16 protein-coding genes are annotated in these 18,623 nt (G+C 70.2%); 5 read left to right on the top strand and 11 right to left on the bottom strand.

Features of this window, described 5'->3' with window-relative positions; genetic code table 11:
* Window positions 1–6: 6 nt before the first annotated feature.
* The 7 genes from NVV95_RS16070 to chvE all read right to left on the bottom strand — a co-directional run bounded on the left by NVV95_RS16070 (window position 7) and on the right by chvE (window position 9,729).
* Complete coding sequence (locus NVV95_RS16070; RefSeq protein ID WP_259487560.1) at window positions 7–1,437, bottom strand: rhamnulokinase; 1,431 nt, start codon at window positions 1,435–1,437, stop codon at window positions 7–9.
* 9 nt (window positions 1,438–1,446) lie between these two features.
* Entirely contained in the window at window positions 1,447–3,483 is a 2,037-nt protein-coding gene (locus NVV95_RS16065) for a bifunctional aldolase/short-chain dehydrogenase (RefSeq protein WP_259487559.1), read from the bottom strand.
* Window positions 3,484–3,611: 128 nt separating this feature from the next.
* Window positions 3,612–4,364, bottom strand: a complete 753-nt coding sequence (locus NVV95_RS16060; RefSeq protein ID WP_259487558.1) for a DeoR/GlpR family DNA-binding transcription regulator — start codon at window positions 4,362–4,364, stop codon at window positions 3,612–3,614.
* A 37-nt stretch (window positions 4,365–4,401) separates the two neighbouring features.
* Window positions 4,402–5,607, bottom strand: coding sequence for an ROK family transcriptional regulator (locus NVV95_RS16055; protein ID WP_259487557.1), 1,206 nt, complete (start codon window positions 5,605–5,607; stop codon window positions 4,402–4,404).
* 142 nt (window positions 5,608–5,749) lie between these two features.
* Window positions 5,750–6,970: a multiple monosaccharide ABC transporter permease gene (mmsB, locus tag NVV95_RS16050; RefSeq protein WP_259487556.1), complete on the bottom strand. Its 1,221-nt coding sequence runs from the start codon at window positions 6,968–6,970 to the stop codon at window positions 5,750–5,752.
* A gap of 5 nt (window positions 6,971–6,975) precedes the next feature.
* The gene (mmsA, locus tag NVV95_RS16045; protein WP_259487555.1) at window positions 6,976–8,505 is read right to left on the bottom strand and encodes a multiple monosaccharide ABC transporter ATP-binding protein; all 1,530 of its coding nucleotides are present in this window, start codon (window positions 8,503–8,505) and stop codon (window positions 6,976–6,978) included.
* 99 nt (window positions 8,506–8,604) lie between these two features.
* On the bottom strand, window positions 8,605–9,729 hold the full coding sequence (chvE, locus tag NVV95_RS16040) for a multiple monosaccharide ABC transporter substrate-binding protein (protein WP_259487554.1): 1,125 nt from the start codon (window positions 9,727–9,729) through the stop codon (window positions 8,605–8,607).
* Window positions 9,730–9,999: 270 nt separating this feature from the next.
* Between chvE and xylA the strand changes: the two genes are divergently transcribed.
* Entirely contained in the window at window positions 10,000–11,193 is a 1,194-nt protein-coding gene (gene xylA / locus NVV95_RS16035; protein ID WP_259487553.1) for a xylose isomerase, read from the top strand.
* 24 nt (window positions 11,194–11,217) lie between these two features.
* Here the strand turns inward: xylA and NVV95_RS16030 are convergent, their stop codons facing one another.
* Window positions 11,218–11,931 (bottom strand): GntR family transcriptional regulator, encoded by a 714-nt coding sequence (locus tag NVV95_RS16030; RefSeq protein WP_259487552.1) that lies wholly within the window; start codon window positions 11,929–11,931, stop codon window positions 11,218–11,220.
* On the opposite strand from NVV95_RS16030, the gene NVV95_RS16025 reads away from it, so the two are divergent.
* The 3 genes from NVV95_RS16025 to NVV95_RS16015 are packed head-to-tail and all read left to right on the top strand — an operon-like array spanning window position 11,822 to window position 14,724.
* Window positions 11,822–12,907, top strand: a complete 1,086-nt coding sequence (locus tag NVV95_RS16025) for a DUF1989 domain-containing protein (RefSeq protein ID WP_259487551.1) — start codon at window positions 11,822–11,824, stop codon at window positions 12,905–12,907. The two genes, NVV95_RS16030 and NVV95_RS16025, sit on opposite strands and share 110 nt — an antisense overlap.
* Window positions 12,900–13,526 carry a flavin reductase family protein gene (locus tag NVV95_RS16020; protein WP_259487550.1) on the top strand — a complete coding sequence of 209 codons (627 nt, stop codon included), beginning with the start codon at window positions 12,900–12,902 and terminating at the stop codon, window positions 13,524–13,526. The genes NVV95_RS16025 and NVV95_RS16020 overlap by 8 nt, the downstream gene beginning before the upstream one ends.
* Before the next feature lie 28 nt (window positions 13,527–13,554).
* Window positions 13,555–14,724 carry an ABC transporter substrate-binding protein gene (locus NVV95_RS16015; RefSeq protein ID WP_259487549.1) on the top strand — a complete coding sequence of 390 codons (1,170 nt, stop codon included), beginning with the start codon at window positions 13,555–13,557 and terminating at the stop codon, window positions 14,722–14,724.
* 13 nt (window positions 14,725–14,737) lie between these two features.
* Here the strand turns inward: NVV95_RS16015 and NVV95_RS16010 are convergent, their stop codons facing one another.
* The 3 genes from NVV95_RS16010 to NVV95_RS16000 all read right to left on the bottom strand — a co-directional run bounded on the left by NVV95_RS16010 (window position 14,738) and on the right by NVV95_RS16000 (window position 17,420).
* Window positions 14,738–15,631, bottom strand: a complete 894-nt coding sequence (locus NVV95_RS16010) for an EamA family transporter (protein WP_259487548.1) — start codon at window positions 15,629–15,631, stop codon at window positions 14,738–14,740.
* A gap of 210 nt (window positions 15,632–15,841) precedes the next feature.
* Window positions 15,842–17,008: an L-rhamnose isomerase gene (gene rhaI, locus NVV95_RS16005; RefSeq protein ID WP_259487547.1), complete on the bottom strand. Its 1,167-nt coding sequence runs from the start codon at window positions 17,006–17,008 to the stop codon at window positions 15,842–15,844.
* A 64-nt stretch (window positions 17,009–17,072) separates the two neighbouring features.
* Window positions 17,073–17,420: an L-rhamnose mutarotase gene (locus tag NVV95_RS16000; protein ID WP_259487546.1), complete on the bottom strand. Its 348-nt coding sequence runs from the start codon at window positions 17,418–17,420 to the stop codon at window positions 17,073–17,075.
* Between the two features lie 138 nt (window positions 17,421–17,558).
* On the opposite strand from NVV95_RS16000, the gene NVV95_RS15995 reads away from it, so the two are divergent.
* Window positions 17,559–18,569: a LacI family DNA-binding transcriptional regulator gene (locus tag NVV95_RS15995; RefSeq protein WP_259487545.1), complete on the top strand. Its 1,011-nt coding sequence runs from the start codon at window positions 17,559–17,561 to the stop codon at window positions 18,567–18,569.
* Window positions 18,570–18,623: the final 54 nt, after the last annotated feature.

Below are 18,623 nucleotides of genomic sequence, written 5' to 3'. Positions count from 1 at the left end.
CCCCGCTCAGCGCGCCGCGGGGGAGTACCGGGTCGGCGCGAAGGTGCGCGCCACCAGCGCCCGCAGCGCCTCCAGGCTCGAGTCGCCCGCCACCAGGCCGCGCGCCCGGGCCTGCACCAGCACGTTCCCGATCGCCGTCGCCTCGACCGGCCCCGCGAGCACGGGCAGACCGGTGCGGTCGGCGGTGAGCTGGCAGAGCAACGCGTTCTGCGAGCCTCCGCCCACGACGTGCACGACCGAGACCGGCTGCCCCGAGAGCTCGGCGGCCTGCCGGATCGAGCGCGCGTAGGCGTCGGCGAGGCTCTCCAGGATGCTGCGGGTGACCTCGGCCCGCGAGCCCGGTGCCGCGAGCCCCCGATCCGCGAACCACGTCGCGATGCGGGCGGGCATGTCGCCGGGCGCGATGAACACGGGGTCGCCCGCGTCGAACACGGGCACATGACGGGTGACGGCGGTGGCGGCGGCCAGCAGCTCGGGCAGGGCGATCGGCCCGCCCGACTCGCGCTCCCACTGCCGCACCGACTCCGACAGCAGCCACAGCCCCGAGACGTTCTGCAAGAAGCGCACCCGCCCGTCGACGCCGCCCTCGTTGGTGAAGTTCGCGGCCCGGCTGGCCTCGGTGATCACCGGATGCTCGAGCTCGACCCCCACGAGCGACCACGTGCCGCTGGAGATGTAGGCGAACCCCGGCTCGGTCGCGGGCACGGCGGCCACGGCCGAGGCGGTGTCGTGCGACCCGATCGCGGTGACGGTGAGCCCGGCGGGTGCACCCAGCTCGGCGGCCACCGCGGGCAGCAGCGGCCCGATCTCGTGCCCGGGCCGCACCGGCTCGGGCAGGAGGCGGCGGGGGATGCCGAGCTGCTCGACGAGGGCGTCGTCCCAGCCACCCGTGCGTGGATCGAGCAGCCCGGTCGTGGAGGCGTTGGTCGCCTCCGCGCGGCGGCTGCCTGTCAGCCAGAAGGCGATCAGGTCGGGGATGAGGAGCATCGTGTCTGCGCGGTCGAGCCACCCGCCCTCCTGCTCGGCGGCGAGCTGGTAGAGCGTGTTGAAGGGCAGGAACTGCAGTCCGCTGCGGCGGTAGAGCTCGTCGAACGGCACCTTCTCGTGGGTGAGCTCGACACCGCGGGCGGTGCGCTCGTCGCGGTAGTGGAACGGTGTGCCGAGCATCCGCTCGCCGTCGAGGAGCGCGTAGTCGACGGCCCAGGAGTCGATGCCGATGCTCTCGAGCCCGGGTTCGTCGCGCACCGCCGACGCGAGGCCGGCGGTGACGCTGCGGTAGAGCTCGAGGATGTTCCAGTGCAGCCCGTCGGCCACCCGCACGGGGTTGTTGGGGAAGCGCGCGACGGGCACGAGCCGAAGCTCGTCGTGCCCGACGTAGCCGAGCATCACCCGCCCGCTGGTCGCCCCGAGATCGACCGCCGCCACCGCTGCCGTCATGTCCGGAGCCTAACGGAGGAAGGCCGCGGCGACGCCCGCGTCGACGGGGACGTGCAGGCCCGTGGTGTGGGTGAGGTCGCTGCCCGTGAGCACGGCCACGGCGTTCGCCACGTGGTCGGGCAGCACCTCGCGCTTCAGCAGCGTGCGCTGGGCGTAGTAGGCCCCGAGCTCCTCCTCGGGCACGCCGTAGACCGCGGCGCGCTTGGCGCCCCAGCCGCCGGCGAAGATGCCCGAGCCGCGCACGACACCGTCGGGGTTGATGCCGTTGACCTTCACGCCGAACTCGCCGAGCTCGGCCGCGAGCAGCCGCACCTGGTGCGCCTGGTCGGCCTTGGTCGCCGAGTAGGCGATGTTGTTCGGCCCGGCGAAGACGGAGTTCTTCGACGAGATGTAGACGATGTCGCCGCCCATCTCCTGCTCGATCAGCACCTTCGCGGCCGCCTTCGAGACGAGGAAGGAGCCCTTCGACATCACGTCGTGCTGAAGGTCCCAGTCCTTCTCGGTGGTCTCCAGCAGCGGCTTGGAGATCGACAGGCCCGCGTTGTTGACGACCAGGTCGAGCCCGCCGAACTGCAGCAGCGCCGCCTCGACGCCGGCCCGGATCTCGGCCTCGCTGGTGACGTCGGCCTGCACGCCGATCGCGACGTCGGTCGACCCGAGCTCGGCGGCGGCCGCCTCGGCCTTCGCGAGATCGAGGTCGGCGATGACGACGCAGGCGCCCTCGGCGGCGAGCCGGGTGGCGATGGCCTTGCCGATGCCCGAGGCGGCGCCGGTCACCAGTGCGATGCGGGTGGCGTGCGACTTCGGCTTCGGCAACCGCTGCAGCTTCGCCTCCTCGAGCGCCCAGTACTCGATGCGGAACTTCTCGGCCTCGTCGATCGGGGCGTAGCTGCTCAGCGCCTCGGCGCCCCGCATCACGTTGATCGCGTTGATGTAGAACTCGCCGGCCACGCGGGCGGTCTGCTTGTTCGCGCCGTAGCTGAACATGCCGACACCCGGCACGAGCACGATGGCCGGGTCGGCGCCGCGCATGGCGGGGGAGCCCTCGACGGCGTTGCGCTCGTAGTAGCCGGCGTAGTCCTCGCGGTAGGCCGCGTGCAGCTCCTTGAGTCGGGCGATCGAGTCCTCGACGCTCGCGTCGGCCGGGAGGTCGAGCACGAGCGGCTTGACCTTGGTGCGCAGGAAGTGGTCGGGGCAGCTCGTGCCGAGGGCGGCGAGGCGCGGATGCTCGGCCGACGCCAGGAAGTCGAGCACGACCTCGGCGTCGGTGAACGAACCGACCTGCGCCCGGTCGGTCGAGGCGAGCCCGCGGATCGTGGGCGCCAGGGCGGCGGCCTTCGCGCGGCGCTCGGCCTCGGGCAGGGCGCCGTAGCCGTCGAGCGCGGGGCCGAAGGGCTCGGGGCGGCCGTGGGCCGCGATGTACTCGGCGGCGGTGTCGATGATCCAGAGCGAGTTGCGCTCCGACTCCTCGCTCGTGTCGCCCCACGCGGTGATGCCGTGCCCGCCCAGGATGCAGCCCACCGCCTCGGGGTTCGAGGCCTTGATGGCGGCGATGTCGAGCCCGAGCTGGAAGCCGGGGCGGCGCCACGGCACCCAGACCACCTTGTCGCCGAAGATCGTGCGGGTCAGCCCTTCGCCGTCGGCGGCCGTCGCGATGGCGATGCCCGAGTCGGGGTGCAGGTGGTCGACGTGCGCGGCGTCGACGAGACCGTGCATCGCGGTGTCGATCGAAGGGGTCGCGCCGCCCTTGCCGTGCAGGGTGTAGTCGAAGGCGGCGACCATCTCGTCCTCGCGGTCGACGCCGGGGTAGACGTTCGTGAGCGCGCGCAGGCGGTCGACGCGCAGCACGGCGAGGCCCGACTCGGTCAGGGTGCCGAGGTCGCCGCCCGAGCCCTTGACCCACATCAGCTCGACGTCCTCGCCGGTGACCGGGTCGACCTCGAGGCCCTTGGCCGAGGTGTTGCCTCCGGCGTAGTTGGTGTTCTTGGGGTCGGAACCGAGTCGGTTCGAGCGCGCGATCAGCTCGGCGGCGGCCTGCGAGGTCATGGATGCTCCATTGGATGTCATGGCGTGTTAACTTCACAGAACATAACACCGCGTCGGGCCGGGGTCAACGGTTCGGCCCGGGCGGCGGCCCACTGGGCGAGTGGCTCGCGCGCTCGGCGGTTCGCCGATCAGCGCAGCTCGACGAGATCGCGGAGCGGGTCGAGCCGCGCATCCGCCGGATCGAGCTCGGTGACGAGCAGCGATATGCCCGACCACGGGATGGCGACGGCCATGGCCCGGCGCGAGAGCTTCGAGGAGTCCAGCAGCAGCACGGTCTCGCGGGCGGCGCGCACGAGCTCGCGCTTCACCTGCGCCTCCTCGATGATCGTCTCGGTGGTGCCGTGCTCGGCGTCGACCGCGCTGGCGCTGGTGAAGAAGCGGTCGTAGGTGAGCATGCCCGCCGCGGCGCAGGCGATCGGGCCGACGAAGCTCTCGGTGCGGGGCTCGAGCTCGCCGCCGATCAGCACGGCGCGCACCCCCCGCACGGTGCGCGCCCGGGCGTGGTTGTGGGCGGAGTTGGTGGCGATCACGAGCTCCGTGGCCGGCCGGAGCTGGGCGAGCAGGTGCTGCGAGGTCGAGGAGGCGTCGACCGCGATCGACCCCGTGGCCGGCACCAGGTCGAGGGCCTTCTGGGCGATCACCGTCTTCGCCGCGTCGTCGACGCCCTGCCGCTCGGTGAAGGAGCGCGCCTTGACGGTGGCGACGGCTCCGCCCCGCACGCGCGTCACCACGCCCTCGTGCTCGAGCGCCTCGAGGTCGCGCCGCACGGTCATGGTCGAGACGCCGAGGGCGGCCGCCGACTCCTCGAGCCGGATGATGCCGTGCTCGTCCAGCCGCGCCAGCAGCAGCTCGCGCCGTTCGGCGCCGATCACCGCGGCCACCGGCCCACCGCGGCGCCCCGGCCGCGAGCCCTCCGGCTCACCGCTGCCACATGCCCGCGGGGTCGGCGAGCAGCTGCTCGAAGGCGATCTCGGCCGCCCCCACGATGAGCAGCCGCGACCGCAGCTGGGCCCGTTCGATGGTGAGCTCGTCGGCCAGCTGGGCGAACGAGGCCGCCCGCACGCCGTCGACGATGCGCTCCGGATGCGCGGCGAACAGCGACCCGAGGAACCCCCCGAGCAGGATGCGGGAGGGATTGAACACGCTCACGAAGTCGGCCAGCGCTAGGGTCAGCACGTCGAGCTGCCGCGTGATCTCTGCCTCGACCGCCGGGTCGGAGCTCGTCAGCAGCAGCCGGTCGAACTCGTCGGCGTCGAGGTGCTCGCGCCCCATCGCCGCGAGCAGCCCCGCGAGGTGCACCTCGGTCTCGAGGCAGCCGACGCGGCCGCAGTGGCAGTCGGTACCGCCGCCCGCCACGCTGATGTGACCGAGCTCGGCGGCGTAGCCCTGCGCGCCCCGCAGCGGCACGCCGCCGACGAGCACGCCGCCGCCGATGCCGCTGGCGCTGCCGTTGACGTACACGAGGTCGTCGATGCCGCGGCCGGCGCCGTAGACGCTCTCGGCGATGATGCCCGCCTTGGCGTCGTTGGCGACCGTCGCCGGGTACCCCAGCGCCTCGGTCACCAGCTCGGCGAGCGGCTCGTCGTGCCAGTCGAGGTGGGGCGCCAGCGTGACCACACCGGTGTCGGCCCGCACCAGGCCGGGCACGGCGATGCCGACGCCCGCGATGCGGAAGGAGGTGTCGAGCTCGCTGCGCATCCCGTCGATGACGGCCTTGACGATGTTCACCGTCTCGCGCACGGTCGGCACGCCCGCGGTCTCGTAGCGGATGCGCTTGTGCACCACACCGCCGAGCCCCACGAGGCCGATGATGATGGCGTCGGTGTCGGGGTTCACGGCGATCGCGGCGACCTGCTCCGAGGGGGTGACCGTCGGGCTCGGTCGGCCGACGCCGCCGTGCTCGGTGCTGGCCGTCTCGTGCGCGAGGCCCAGGTCGACGAGCTCGCCGACGAGGGCGGCGATGGTCGAGCGGTTGAGGCCCAGGCGCCGCGTGAGGTCGGCCCGGGTCTGCGCGCCGCCGTGGTGCAGGGTGGTCAGGATGGTCGACAGGTTGTGCCGGCGGGTCTGGTCGTTGCTGTTGCCGACGCCGGCGCTGACCGGGCGCGGGGTACCGAGGATGGACAAAGGACCTCCTCGGACGGCGGGTGGCGGGTGGTGGGCGGCAGGTGGTGGGCGGCGGGGAACAGGGCAGCGGGCGGGGACGCGAAGGGGGCGGCCGTTGTGACGACCGCCCCCGAAGCTTAACGCCGGGTGACCGGCGCGGGTGTCAGCGGCCCGACCGCCGCTTGTTGATGATGTCGAACGCCACGGCGAGCAGCAGCACCATTCCCTTGATGGCCTGCTGCCAGGCGGCGTCGACCGAGAGGATCGACAGGCCCATGTTCAGCACGCCCATCACGAGACCACCGATGACGGCGCCGACCACGGTTCCGACACCGCCCTGCACCGCCGCTCCACCGATGAACACGGCGGCGATGGCGTCGAGCTCGTAGCTCTGACCGGCGCTCGCGACGGCCGACCCCGCGCGGGCGGTGGCGACCACACCGGCGAGGGCGGCGAGCACACCCATGTTCACGAAGATGAAGAAGTTCACCCACTGGGTCTTCACACCGCTCATCTGCGCGGCGAACAGGTTGCCGCCCATCGCGTAGACGTGGCGGCCGAACACCGTGCGGTTGAGCACGAAGGTGTACAGCAGGATGAGCACGGCGAGGATGATCAGGATGATCGGGGTGCCCGAGTACGCGCTCAGCTGCCAGGCCAGCGCCATCACGGCGATGACCAGGATGGCCGACTTCACGATCGCGGAGACGGCGGGCTCGCGCGGCAGCTCGAGCTTGCGCAGCGTGGCGCGGGTGCGCACCTGCTGCACGATGAAGGCCACCGAGGCCAGCACGCCGAGCAGCAGCGTCAGGGTGTCGCGACCGTCGAGCGCCTCGCCGAGCAGCGGCGGCAGCCAGCCGGCGCCGATGGCGGTGAACTCGTCGGGCAGTCCCGAGATGGTGCCGCCCGTGAGCAGCACCAGCGTCAGGCCGCGGAAGATCAGCATGCCGGCGAGCGTCACGATGAACGCCGGGATGCCGACGAAGGCGACCCAGAAGCCCTGCCACGCGCCGATCACGGCGCCCACCACGAGGGCGAGCAGCACGGCGGCCCACCAGGGCAGGCCCCAACTGTTCATGGCGAGGGCGGCGACAGCTCCCACCAGCGCGACGACCGAACCGACCGAGAGGTCGATGTGGCCGGCGATGATGACGATCACCATGCCGATCGCGAGGATCAGCACGTAGGAGTTCTGCTGGATCAGGTTGTTGATGTTGCCGGGCATCAGCAGGCGCCCGTTGGTCAGCACCTCGAACAGCAGGATGATGATCGCCAGGGCGGCGAGGATGCCGTACTGACGGAGGTCGACCCGCATGCGGCGGGGCGACTTGACCGGGGCCGGGCCCGAGGGCTCGGTCGGTGCTTCGGTGGCAGTGTTCGTCATCGGGGTCAGTCCCTTCCCGCGGTCATGTAGTGCATGAGTGTTTCCTGCGTCGCGTCCTCACGGACGACCTCGCCGGTGATCCGGCCTTCGGAGATGGTGTAGATGCGGTCGGAGAGACCGATCAGCTCGGGCAGCTCTGAGGAGATGACGATGACCGCCTTGCCCTCGGCCGCGAGCTGGTTGATGATGCCGTAGATCTCGTACTTCGCTCCCACGTCGATGCCGCGGGTGGGCTCGTCGAGGATGAGCACGTCGGGCCCGGTGAACATCCACTTCGACAGCACGACCTTCTGCTGGTTGCCGCCCGAGAGCTTGCCCACGATCGACGACACCGAGGGCGCCTTGATGTTCATCGAGGCGCGGTAGCCGTCGGCCACCTTGTTCTCCTGGTTGCGGTCGACCACCCCGCCCTTGGCGAGCTTCTGCAGCGCCGCGGCCGAGATGTTCTCGGAGATGTCGCCGATGAGGTTCAGGCCGAACTTCTTGCGGTCCTCCGTGGCGTAGGCCAGGCCGTTCTGGATCGCCTCGCTCACCGTGCGGGTCTGGATCTCCTTGCCCGCTTTGTAGACCTTGCCCGAGATGTTCGTGCCGTAGGAGCGGCCGAAGATGCTCATCGCGAGCTCGGTGCGCCCGGCGCCCATCAGCCCCGCGAAACCGACGATCTCGCCCGCCCGCACCGTGAAGGAGGCGTCGTCGACGACCTTCCGCTCGGTGTCGACCGGGTGGTACGCCGTCCAGTTCTCGACCCGGAAGTACTCCTCGCCGATGTCCGGCGTGCGGGGCGGGAACTGGTTGTCGAGCGGGCGGCCGACCATCGAGCGGATGATCCGCGCCTCGGTCGCGTCGGCCTCCTTCATCGAGAACGACTCGATCGTCTTGCCGTCGCGGATGATCGTGACGGTGTCGGCGATCTTGCGGATCTCCTTCAGCTTGTGGCTGATGATGATGCAGGTGATGCCCTGCTCGCGCAGGTGGTTGATCAGGGTGAGCAGGTGCTCGGAGTCGTCGTCGTTCAGCGCGGCGGTCGGCTCGTCGAGGATCAGCAGCTTCACCCGCTTGGACAGCGCCTTCGCGATTTCGACCAGCTGCTGCTTGCCGACGCCGAGCTCGAGCACCGGGGTGGCCGGGTTCTCGTTCAAGCCGACCCGGGCGAGCAGCACGGCGGCCTCGCGATTGGTCTTGTTCCAGTCGATGATGCCCCGGGAGGCGTTCTCGTTGCCGAGGAAGATGTTCTCGGCGATCGACAGGTAGGGGCTCAGGGCGAGCTCCTGGTGGATGATCACGATGCCGTCGTGCTCGCTGTCGTTGATGGTCTTGTAGGCGGTCGGGTGTCCTTCGAACTCGATCGATCCGCCGTAGCTGCCGTGCGGGTAGACACCCGACAGCACCTTCATCAGGGTCGATTTTCCGGCGCCGTTCTCACCGCAGATGGCGTGCACCTCACCGCGCTCCACGACGATCGAGACGCCGTCGAGCGCCTTCACACCGTTGAAGTCCTTGGTGATGTCGCGCATCCACAGAATCGCGTTGCTCATGGGTCGCGTCGCTCTCTTCAAGCAAAGGGGTTTGAACAGGATGATCGGCGGCGGCCTCCGTGGAGGCCGCCGCCGATGGTGTCAGCGCTTCAGCGCGGGTCAGAGCCCGACGTCGGAGGCCTTCAGGAAGCCGGAGTCGATCAGCTTCGACTGCACGTCGTCCTTGACGACGACCTCGGGGTCGAGCAGGTAGGCCGGGACGACCTTCTCGCCGTTGTCGTAGGTCTTGGTGTCGTTGGTCTCGACCTCTTCACCGGCGGCGATGGACTGGACCATCTCGAACACGCGGTCACCCAGCGCGCGGGTGTCCTTCCAGACGGTCATCGACTGCAGGTCGTTGAGGATGGCCTCGACGTTCGCCTTGTCGGCGTCCTGTCCGGTGATCACCGGGTAGTCGGCGCCGGCGGTGTAGCCGGCCGACTTCAGCGAGGCCTCGATGCCGAGGGCCAGGCTGTCGTTCGGGGAGAGCACCACGTTGACCTTCTCGCCGCCCGTGTAGAACGAGGAGAGACGGTTGTCCATCTCGGCCTGGGCGTCGTCCGAGCCCCAGCCGAGGATGCCGATGGCCTTCCAGCCGTCCTCACCCTCGGGGTTCTTGCCGGAGGGGATGACCAGCTTGCCGCTCTCGACGTATGGCTCGAGAACGTCCCACGCGCCGTGGAAGAAGAAGCCGGCGTTGTTGTCGTCGGGGCTGCCGGCGAAGGGTTCGAGGTTGAACGGACCCTTGCCGTCCTTGAGACCCAGCTTCTCCTCGATGTACTGACCCTGCAGCTGTCCGACCTTGTAGTTGTCGAAGGTCGCGTAGTAGTCCACGTCGGGGGTGCCGTTGATCAGCCGGTCGTAGGCGATGACCGTGATGTCCTGCTTCTTGGCGTCGGCCAGCACCGGGCCGAGGGTCTCGCCGTCGATGGCGGCGACCACGAGGATCTTCGATCCGCCGGCGACCTGGTTCTGGATCTGCGAGATCTGCTGCTCGGTCTTGTTGTCTGCGTACTGCAGGTCGACGGTGCAGCCGGCGTCCTGCAGCTTCTTCTGCAGGCCTTCGCCGTCGTTGATCCAGCGCTCGAGGCTGCGGGTCGGCATGGAGATGCCGACGTTGCAGTCGGCGACCTGGGCGCCGTCGGTGCTGCCGGCGTCGGTCGATCCGCCCGAGCTGCAGGCGGCGAGGCTGGCGGCGAGACCGCCGACGACAGCGAGCGCCATCAGTTTCTTCGTCATTGACATGGTGGTGTCAGTCCCTTTCGTGATGTGAAGGGGAAAGGCGCGTAGCCATTACTCCCTTGTAAGGCGTCAACTCCTGGTGCATCTTTGTTGACTCACGAAACATATACCCCTGTCGAGCGCAACGCAAAGCTTTCGTGGAGCGCGATCATGCCGTGTCCGAATCGTGATCTTTGACACCGACTCCTGGTAGCGAATATGTTGGGAGCGATAACTTTTACGCGCGCTCCTCGCCGGAGCGAGTCACCAAAGACGTTGAACTGGAGCTCGGCCATGTCCTACACCCCCACCCGCGACGACAAGTTCTCCTTCGGTCTGTGGACCGTTGGGTACAACGGCGCCGACCCTTTCGGCGGCCCGACCCGCGCCCCCCTCGACGTCGTGCACGCCGTGGAGAAGCTGTCCGAGCTCGGCGCCTACGGCCTCACCTTCCACGACGACGACCTGTTCGCCTTCGGTTCGAGCGATGCGGAGCGCCAGACCCAGATCGACCGCCTGAAGCAGGTGCTCGCCGACACCGGCGTCATCGTGCCGATGGTCACCACCAACCTGTTCTCGGCTCCCGTCTTCAAGGACGGCGGTTTCACCTCGAACGACCGCGCCGTGCGCCGCTTCGCGCTGCGCAAGGTGCTGCGCAACCTCGATCTGGCCGCCGAGCTCGGCGCCAAGACCTTCGTGATGTGGGGCGGCCGCGAGGGCGCCGAGTACGACTCGGCGAAGGACATCCGCGCAGCGCTCGAGCGCTACCGCGAGGCCGTCAACCTCCTCGGCGACTACGTCACCGACAAGGGCTACGACATCCGCTTCGCCATCGAGCCCAAGCCCAACGAGCCCCGCGGCGACATCCTGCTGCCGACCGTCGGCCACGCGCTGGCGTTCATCGAGACGCTGGAGCGCCCCGAGCTCGTCGGGGTGAACCCCGAGGTCGGCCACGAGCAGATGGCGGGCCTGAACTTCGCGGCCGGCATCGCCCAGGCGCTCTACCAGGGCAAGCTCTACCACATCGACCTCAACGGCCAGCGGGGCATCAAGTACGACCAGGACCTCGTCTTCGGCCACGGCGACCTGCACAACGCCTTCGCGCTGGTCGACCTGCTCGAGAACGGCGGCCCCAACGGCGGCGCGTCGTACGACGGCCCCCGCCACTTCGACTACAAGCCCTCGCGCACCGAGGACGAGACCGGTGTGTGGGAGTCGGCCAAGGCCAACATGCGCACCTACCTCATCCTCAAGGAGCGTGCCGCGGCCTTCCGGGCCGACCCCGAGGTGCAGGAGGCGCTCGCCGCCGCCCGCGTGCCCGAGCTCTCGGTGCCGACCCTCGGCGAGGGCGAGTCCTACGACGCCTTCCTCGCCGACACCTCGGCCTACGAGCAGTTCGACGCCGACGCCTACTTCAACGGCAAGGGCTTCGGCTTCGTGCGCCTGCAGCAGCTGGCCCTCGAACACCTCACGGGCGCCCGCTCCTAGCGCGCACCTCCCACCGACCCCGCGCTAGCGCGGGGTGAAGCGGCTCAGGATGCCGGCGAGGTCCTCGGACCCGCCGGCATCCTGCGTGAGGGCCCGCTGCTCGACGGCGGCGATGTGCGCGTCGACGAGGCGCTCGGCCTCCGCTCCGTCGCCCGCCCGCAGCGCCTCGACCAGGGCCACGTGCTCGGCGAGGCTGTCGTGCTGCGGATGCGCCTGCCCGTGCACCGCGAGGATCAGCGTCGTGCGCCCCACCACCTCCTCGAGGTACCGCCGCAGCAGCGCGTTGCCCGTCAGCCCCGCGAGCAGCATGTGGAACTCCGCCCCGAGCCGTACCGAGCGCTTGTGGTCGCCCTCGTCGGCGGCGAGCCGTTCCGCCTCGATCTGGGTGCTCAGGATGCGCTCGCCCTCGTCGCTCCAGCGCAGGGCGACGAGTCGCACCACCTCCCGCTCCAGGGCGCGGCGCACCTCGAACGCGTCGAGCGCCTCCTCCCGGCTCGGCTGCGCCACCGTGGCCGACTTGGTCTTGCCGACGTCGACGAGCCCCTCGGCCGCCAGTCGGGCGAGCGCTGCCCGCACCAGGGTGCGGCTGACCCCGAAGTGCTCGCCGAGATCGCTCTCCGGCAGCCGGGTGCCGGGCTTCAGCGCGTTCTCGCGCGAGCTGCTCGACCGCAGCCTCGCCGCCCACGAGGCCGACGACCTCTCCGGCCTGGTGGCGCGGGCACTGCGCGAGAGCGCCACCGACGCGATCGCGCCGCTGCCGGTGCCGGCCGTGTCGGGTCGGGTCGACGACTGGACGGCGCGGATCGCGCATCCGGTGACCGACCGACGCGAGCTGCTCGAGGAGTTCGTGCTCGAACCCGGAACCGGCAAGGCCGTCGAGGTGCGCGCCGGAGAGCTGCTTCGCGTCGAGCAGCTCGACGGGGCGCAGTGCGTCGACTTCAACGTGTTCAACCTGCACGACTACCGCGAGTTCTTCCACACCGGTCGCACCCGCACCCTGCACGGCATCAACCCCGGCAAGGGCGACTTCCTCTGGTCGTCGCCGCCCCGCGAGCGGGCGATGATGTTCATCCTCACCGACACGGTGCACGTCAACGACGTGGTGTTCCCGCGCTGCAGCGCCAACCTCTACAAGACCGCCTACGGCTTCGCGACGCACACGAACTGCGCCGACATCCAGGCCGAGGCGCAGCGCGAGTACGGTCTCACCCCCGACGACGTGCACGACTCGTTCAACCTGTTCATGAGCACGACGGTCGAGAACGGGATGCCCGCCATCCACCACCAGTCGTCGGTGCCCGGCGACCACGTCGAGCTGCTCGCGGTGATGGACGTGCTCGCGGTGCCGAACATCTGCGGCGCCGACGTGATGAAGACGAGCAACTTCGCGATCAAGCCGGTGCGGGTGACCCGCTGGCGGGCGTCGGCGTCCGATCTCACCGCGGTGCCCGAGCTGCGGGCCTACGACACACAGCGCACGGTCGAGCAGTTCCGGCAGCCGGTCATCCGCACCGAGCGGGCGCTCGAGCGCGATCCGTCCTACGTTCCGGCCTTCGCCAACACGCCGATCCGCTACGAGGCGGTGCCGGTGACCCTCTCCGTTGAGTCGGCCGAGCAGCTCGAGCAGCTCTGGCGGCGCGACCTCTACACCTCGGCCGGCGACGCCCTGCGCGACGTGCTGCTCGCGTGGTGGGCGGCGGCGCACCGTGCCTGACGTCGACTTCGCCGTGCTCGGCGAGTACGAGCGCTACAAGCTGATGGCGAGCCTGATCGTGCCGCGGCCGATCGCCCTCGTCACCACGGTCGACGCCGCCGGGGTGGTCAACGCCGCTCCTTTCAGCATGTTCGGGATGATCGGCGAGGAGCCTCCGCTCGTGATGCTCAGCCTCAACCGCACGAGCCCCACCGGGCGCCGCGACACCGCCCGCAACATCGACGCGAACGGCGAGTTCGTCGTGCACCTCGTCGACGAGCCGCTCGCCGAGGCCGCCGACCGCTGCGGCGAGAACCTGCCGCACGGCGTGAGCGAGCTCACCGCGGTGGGGCTCGCCACGACGCCTTCGCGCGTGGTCGCGCCGCCGAGCATCCAGGCCGCCCCGGTCGCGCTCGAGTGCGTGCTGCACGAGAAGCTCGAAACCGCGAGCCGTGAGGTGTTCTTCGGCCGCATCGTCTCGCTGCACACCCGCGACGAGCTGATCGACACGGAGACCTGGCGGGTGCGGCTCGCCGACTACGCCCCGATCGCGCGCTTCGACGCCAGTTTCTACACCACCACCCGCGACCGCTTCACGGTTCGCGGCGCCCCCTCGTCGACCGCCGTCGACGAGCTCTGAGCTCCACCCCCACCCCAAGGAGAACCCAATGTCCCGCACCCCCCGCCTCGTGCTCGCCGCCGGGGCCCTCGCCCTCACCGCGGCGACGATCTCCGGATGCTCGGCCACCGCATTCGGAACCGACTCGTCGAGCCCCGACCCCTCGCTCACCATCGGTGCCGTCGACCTCTCGGCCGACTGCCCCGCGACGGTCGTGATCCAGACCGACTGGAACCCCGAGGCCGAGCAGGGCGACCTCTACCAGCTGATCGGCCCGGATGCCCGCGTCGACGCCGGGGCCAAGTCGGTCTCGGGCCCCCTGTTCGCTTCGGGCGAGTACACCGGAGTCGACGTGGAGGTGCGCTCGGGCGGGCCGGCGATCGGCTTCCAGAGCGTGACGAGCCAGCAGTACTCCGACCCGAGCATCACGCTCGGCTACGCGAACACCGACGAGGCCGTGCAGCTCTCGGCCGACATGCCCACCACGGCCGTCTTCGCGCCGTTCGAGGTGGGTCCGCAGATCATCATGTGGGATCCGGCGACCTACCCCGACGTGAAGACCATCGCCGACCTCGGCAAGACGGATGCGGTGGTGCGCTACTTCGGCGGGGCGACGTACATGGACTATCTGACCGGGTCGGGCATCCTGCCGCTCGATCACGTCGACGGGGGCTACGACGGCACGCCCGCGAGCTTCGTGGCGGCCGACGGCGCCGACGCGCAGCAAGGCTTCGCGACGGTCGAGCCCTACGTCTACGAGAACGAGCTCGAGGACTGGCGGAAGCCGGTGGCGTACCAGCTGATCCACGACGCGGGCTACCCGATCTACGCCTCGGCGCTGTCGGTGCGGAGCGGTGACCTCGAGTCGCTCTCGCCGTGCCTGACGAAGCTGGTGCCCATCATCCAGCAGGCCACCGTCGACTACTACGCCGACCCGGCGGCGACGAACGCGCTCATTCTGAAGGCCGTCGACGAGTTCGACAACGGCTGGGTGTACACGCAGGGTGTGGCCGACTACTCGGCGGCGACCCAGGTCTCGCTCGGGCTCGTGGGCAACGGCGGCGACGACACCGTGGGCGACTTCGACCTCGACCGGGTGCAGGAGATCATGGACATCACGACGCCGCTCTTCGAGAAGCAGGGCGCGACCACTGCCCCCGACCTCTCGCCGTCGACCATCGTCACCAACGAGTTCATCGACCCGTCGATCGGGTTCTGACCTGGTCGGCGCCTCAGGGGGTGATCTCGGCCACGCGTTCGAGCGGCGGCCGGGGGCGGTCGCGCTGGGTCGCGATGGCGGTTCCGGCCGCCACGCAGACCAGCGCGATCGCGACCACCTCGAGCACGGTGAACTGCTCGTTCAGGATGAGCCAGCCGAACACTGCGGCCACCACCGGGCCGAACGAGGTGATGATGGCGTAGAGCCGCGGGGTGATGCGGCGCAGGATGAACGTGTCGAGGCTGTAGGGCAGGGCCGACGAGAGGATGCCCACCCCGACCAGCAGGGCGACGACGTTCCAGTCGACGGCCCCCGCGTCGAACGTGGCGATCGCGAACGGCAGCAGCAGCACGAGGCTGACGATGCCCGCCACGCTCAAGCCCTCCAACCCCGGGAGGCCGACGGCCACCCGGCGCGTCAGCACGATGTACGCCGCCCAGGCCGCCGCCGCGGTGAGCGCGAGGGCCACGCCCCAGCCGTCGATCGTGCCGTCGAGCCCCGTCAGCATCACGACGCCGATGCCGGCGGCGATCGCGCAGACCACGTCGAGCAGCCGCCGGCTGGTCACCAGCGCGAGCGTCAGCGGGCCGAGGAACTCGATCGTCGCCGCGATGCCGAGGCCGAGCAGGTGCACCGACTGGTAGAACGACACGTTCATCACGGCGAGGGCGACACCGAGGGCGAGCGCCGGCCACAGCCGCGCCCAGGTCAGCTCGGACCGCTTCGGCCGGTAGAACGGCAGCACCACGGCGCTCATCACGAGCTGCCGCGCGGCCACCACGACGAACGCCCCCACCACCGGGATCACGAGCCCGGCCAGTGCCGACCCGAGGTTGATGCTCACCTCGGTGCCGAGCTGCACGGCCGCCCCCACGGTGGTGCGTCGCGCCGCCGCCTCGTCCCTCACCCTCCGACCCTACGGCCTCCCTCGCTGTCGCTCGCGCCGATCGAGCCGTCGAAAACCGCCCTCTCCGGGCCTCCAGAGGGCGATTTGCGACGGCTCGATCCCGCGGATGCGCGAAAGCGACCCGGGTCTCCCACCACCGGAGACCCGGGCCGCGGCTCGGGGGTGCGGCGCCGGAGCGCCCGCCGAAGGGCGGGCGCCGACGCCAGGGGGCTAGGCGCCCCAGCCGGCCTGAACGCCGCCGGCGCGCTCGGCGACGATGCGCTCCTGGTAGCCGGAGGCCTTGAAGGCCGCGATCGGGTCGCCGGCCAGGCCGCGCGACTCGCGCCACGCCGCGAGGGGCCCGCGCACGTCGGTGTAGAAGGCGTCCATCAGGACGGCGTTCGCCCCGAGGACGTCGTTCGCGTTCTGCGCCTCGAGCAGTGCCGCGCGGTCGACGAGCAGCGCGCGCGCCGTCATCTCCTGCACGTTCAGCACCGAGCGCATCTGGCCGACGATCTTCTCCTCGACGTTGTGGCACTGGTCGAGCATGAAGGCCACGGGCGATCCGACGTCGTAGCCGCCGCCGCGCACGACCTCGTAGAGGATGCGGAACAGCTGGAACGGGTCGGCCGCCCCCACGATCAGGTCGTCGTCGGCGTAGAAGCGCGAGTTGAAGTCGAACGAGCCGAGCTTCCCGAGGCGCAGCAGCTGCGCGACGATGAACTCGATGTTCGTGCCGGGCGCGTGGTGGCCCGTGTCGAGGCAGACGAAGGCGCGGTCGCCGAGCGCCGCCACGTGGGCGTACGAGGTGCCCCAGTCGGGAACATCCGTGTGGTAGAAAGCCGGCTCGAAGAACTTGTACTCGAGCACCAACCGCTGCTCGTCGCCGAGCGCGGCGTAGATCGTCTCGAGCGAGGAGGCCAGCAGGTCCTGACGCGAGCGGATGTCGCCCTGCCCCGGGTAGTTGGTGCCGTCGGCGAGCCAGATCTTGAGGTCCTGCGACCCGGTGAGGTGCATGATCTCGATGCACTCGAGGTGGTGGTCGATCGCCTTCTGACGGGTGGCCGGGTCGCTCGAGGTGAGCGAGCCGAACTTGTAAGCCTCGTCCTGGAAGGTGTTCGAATTGACGGTGCCGAGCTCGACGCCGAGGTCGTTCGCGTAGGAGCGGAGGGCCGAGTAGTCGGAGACCTTGTCCCACGGGATGTGCAGCGCGACCTTCGGCGCGAGGCCCGTGTAGCGGTTGACCTGGGCGGCGTCGGCGATCTTCTCCTCGGGGGTGCGCGGGGTGCCGGGCGTGCCGAACACCTTGAAGCGGGTGCCCGAGTTGCCGAAGGCCCAGGAGGGGAGCTCGATCGCCTGGCGTTCGAGTTCGGAGGCGATGTCGCTGAACTGCACCATGGGAATTCGTCCTTGCTGTCGTGGTGATGATGTGGTGAAACGTTTCACTGGGCCGGGGGCCAGCCTAGGCCACCTGGTCCTCGAGATGGAAGACCTCGGTGAGACGGAGGAACCCGGTGTCGGGCGCCCCGTCGAGCTCGACGAAGAACTCGCCCATCTCGGCCTGCCAGCGGGCGTTCACCTCGGTGGCGGCCATGCCGGCCTGCGCCTCGGCGAGCGAGGGCGTCTCGAAGTAGCCGATCAGCAGCCCGTCGCCGCGGAGGAACAGCGAGTAGTTGTTCCACCCGGTGGCCTTCAGGGCCGCGGCCATGTCGGGCCAGATCGCTCGGTGGCGCTCGGTGTACTCGGGGATGCGTTCGGGCTTGACCTGCAGCTGGAAGCAGACGCGTTCGTGTCCGTCGTCGCTCGTCATCGGGCATCCTCTCGTCGTCGAGTGCGGTGAATCGATTTAACCATCGATTGTCGCAATGCGCCAGAGCAGCCCCTGCGCTACTCTCGTGAAACGTTCTACCCACCGCCGGGACGACGGCGCCGACCCCACGAGGTGTGCATGACCACGGCCAACGTGCGCGACGTCGCCGCTCTCGCCGGGGTGTCCGTCGGAACGGTCTCCAACGTGCTGAACCAGTCGAAGCCGGTGTCGGCCGAGACGGCGAAGCGCGTGCTCGACGCCATCGACAAGCTCGGCTTCGTGCGCAACGACGCCGCCCGGCAGCTGCGGGTCGGGCAGAGCCGCACGGTCGGCATGATGGTGCTCGACGTGTCGAACCCCTTCTTCGCCGACGTCGAGCGCGGCGCCGAAGACCTGCTCGGCGAGCACGGCCGGCCGCTCATCCTGGGCAACAGCGGCGAGTCGACCGCCCGCGAGCTCGCCTACCTCGACCTGTTCGAGGAGCAGCGCGTCTCGGGCCTGCTGATCACCCCCGTCGGCTCGGTGCAGCGCCGGCTCGAACGACTCCGCGAGCGCGGCTCGCCCGTGGTGCTCGTCGACCGGCACGACAACGCCCAGACGTTCAGCTCGGTGTCGGTCGACGACCTCCGCGGCGGCGAACTCGCGGCCGGGCACCTGCTCGACCTCGGTCGCCGCAACCTCGCCTTCGTGGGCGGCCCGACCGAGATCCTCCAGGTCTCCCAGCGCGCACGCGGGGCGCAGCAGGCGGCGCTCGAGCGCGACGGCGGGCGCATCCGGATGCTCGAGCTCGACACCATGCGTGCCGAAGCCGGCCGCGCGGCGGGGGAGCAGCTGCTCGCCCTGCCCGCCGTCGACCGCCCCGACGCCGTCTTCGCCGCGAACGACCTGATCGCCCTCGGACTGTTGCAGGCCCTCACCCGCGCCGGCGTGCGCGTGCCCGACGACATCGCGCTGATCGGCTACGACGACATCTCCTTCGCGGCGAACGCGGCCATCCCGCTCTCGTCGATCCGGCAGCCGGCGCGCGAGATGGGGCGGGCCGCCGCCGAGCTGCTGCTGGCCGAGATCGAGTCCCCCGGCCGAACCGAATACCGCCACATCGCCTTCCAGCCCGAGCTCGTCGTGCGCGAGTCGACGGCCGGCCGCTGACCCGCCGGCGGGGTCGCGCAAACGCGCCTTCCCTTCGGCGGAGAGGGGCTTTTG

Origin of the sequence: Herbiconiux gentiana (assembly GCF_024978135.1) — a bacterium.
In the GTDB taxonomy this organism is placed as follows: domain Bacteria; phylum Actinomycetota; class Actinomycetes; order Actinomycetales; family Microbacteriaceae; genus Herbiconiux; species Herbiconiux gentiana.
This window is presented reverse-complemented; position numbering and strand designations above follow the sequence as displayed.

Bases quoted from the DNA above. Each gene is read 5' to 3' on its own strand.
- NVV95_RS15995 (WP_259487545.1), top strand. From the start codon at position 17,559: ATGACCACGGCCAACGTGCGCGACGTCGCCGCTCTCGCCGGGGTGTCC.
- rhaI (WP_259487547.1), bottom strand. From the start codon at position 17,008: ATGGTGCAGTTCAGCGACATCGCCTCCGAACTCGAACGCCAGGCGATC.
- NVV95_RS16015 (WP_259487549.1), top strand. From the start codon at position 13,555: ATGTCCCGCACCCCCCGCCTCGTGCTCGCCGCCGGGGCCCTCGCCCTC.
- NVV95_RS16000 (WP_259487546.1), bottom strand. From the start codon at position 17,420: ATGACGAGCGACGACGGACACGAACGCGTCTGCTTCCAGCTGCAGGTC.
- chvE (WP_259487554.1), bottom strand. From the start codon at position 9,729: ATGTCAATGACGAAGAAACTGATGGCGCTCGCTGTCGTCGGCGGTCTC.
- NVV95_RS16065 (WP_259487559.1), bottom strand. From the start codon at position 3,483: ATGACCTCGCAGGCCGCCGCCGAGCTGATCGCGCGCTCGAACCGACTC.
- mmsB (WP_259487556.1), bottom strand. From the start codon at position 6,970: ATGACGAACACTGCCACCGAAGCACCGACCGAGCCCTCGGGCCCGGCC.
- NVV95_RS16070 (WP_259487560.1), bottom strand. From the start codon at position 1,437: ATGACGGCAGCGGTGGCGGCGGTCGATCTCGGGGCGACCAGCGGGCGG.
- xylA (WP_259487553.1), top strand. From the start codon at position 10,000: ATGTCCTACACCCCCACCCGCGACGACAAGTTCTCCTTCGGTCTGTGG.
- mmsA (WP_259487555.1), bottom strand. From the start codon at position 8,505: ATGAGCAACGCGATTCTGTGGATGCGCGACATCACCAAGGACTTCAAC.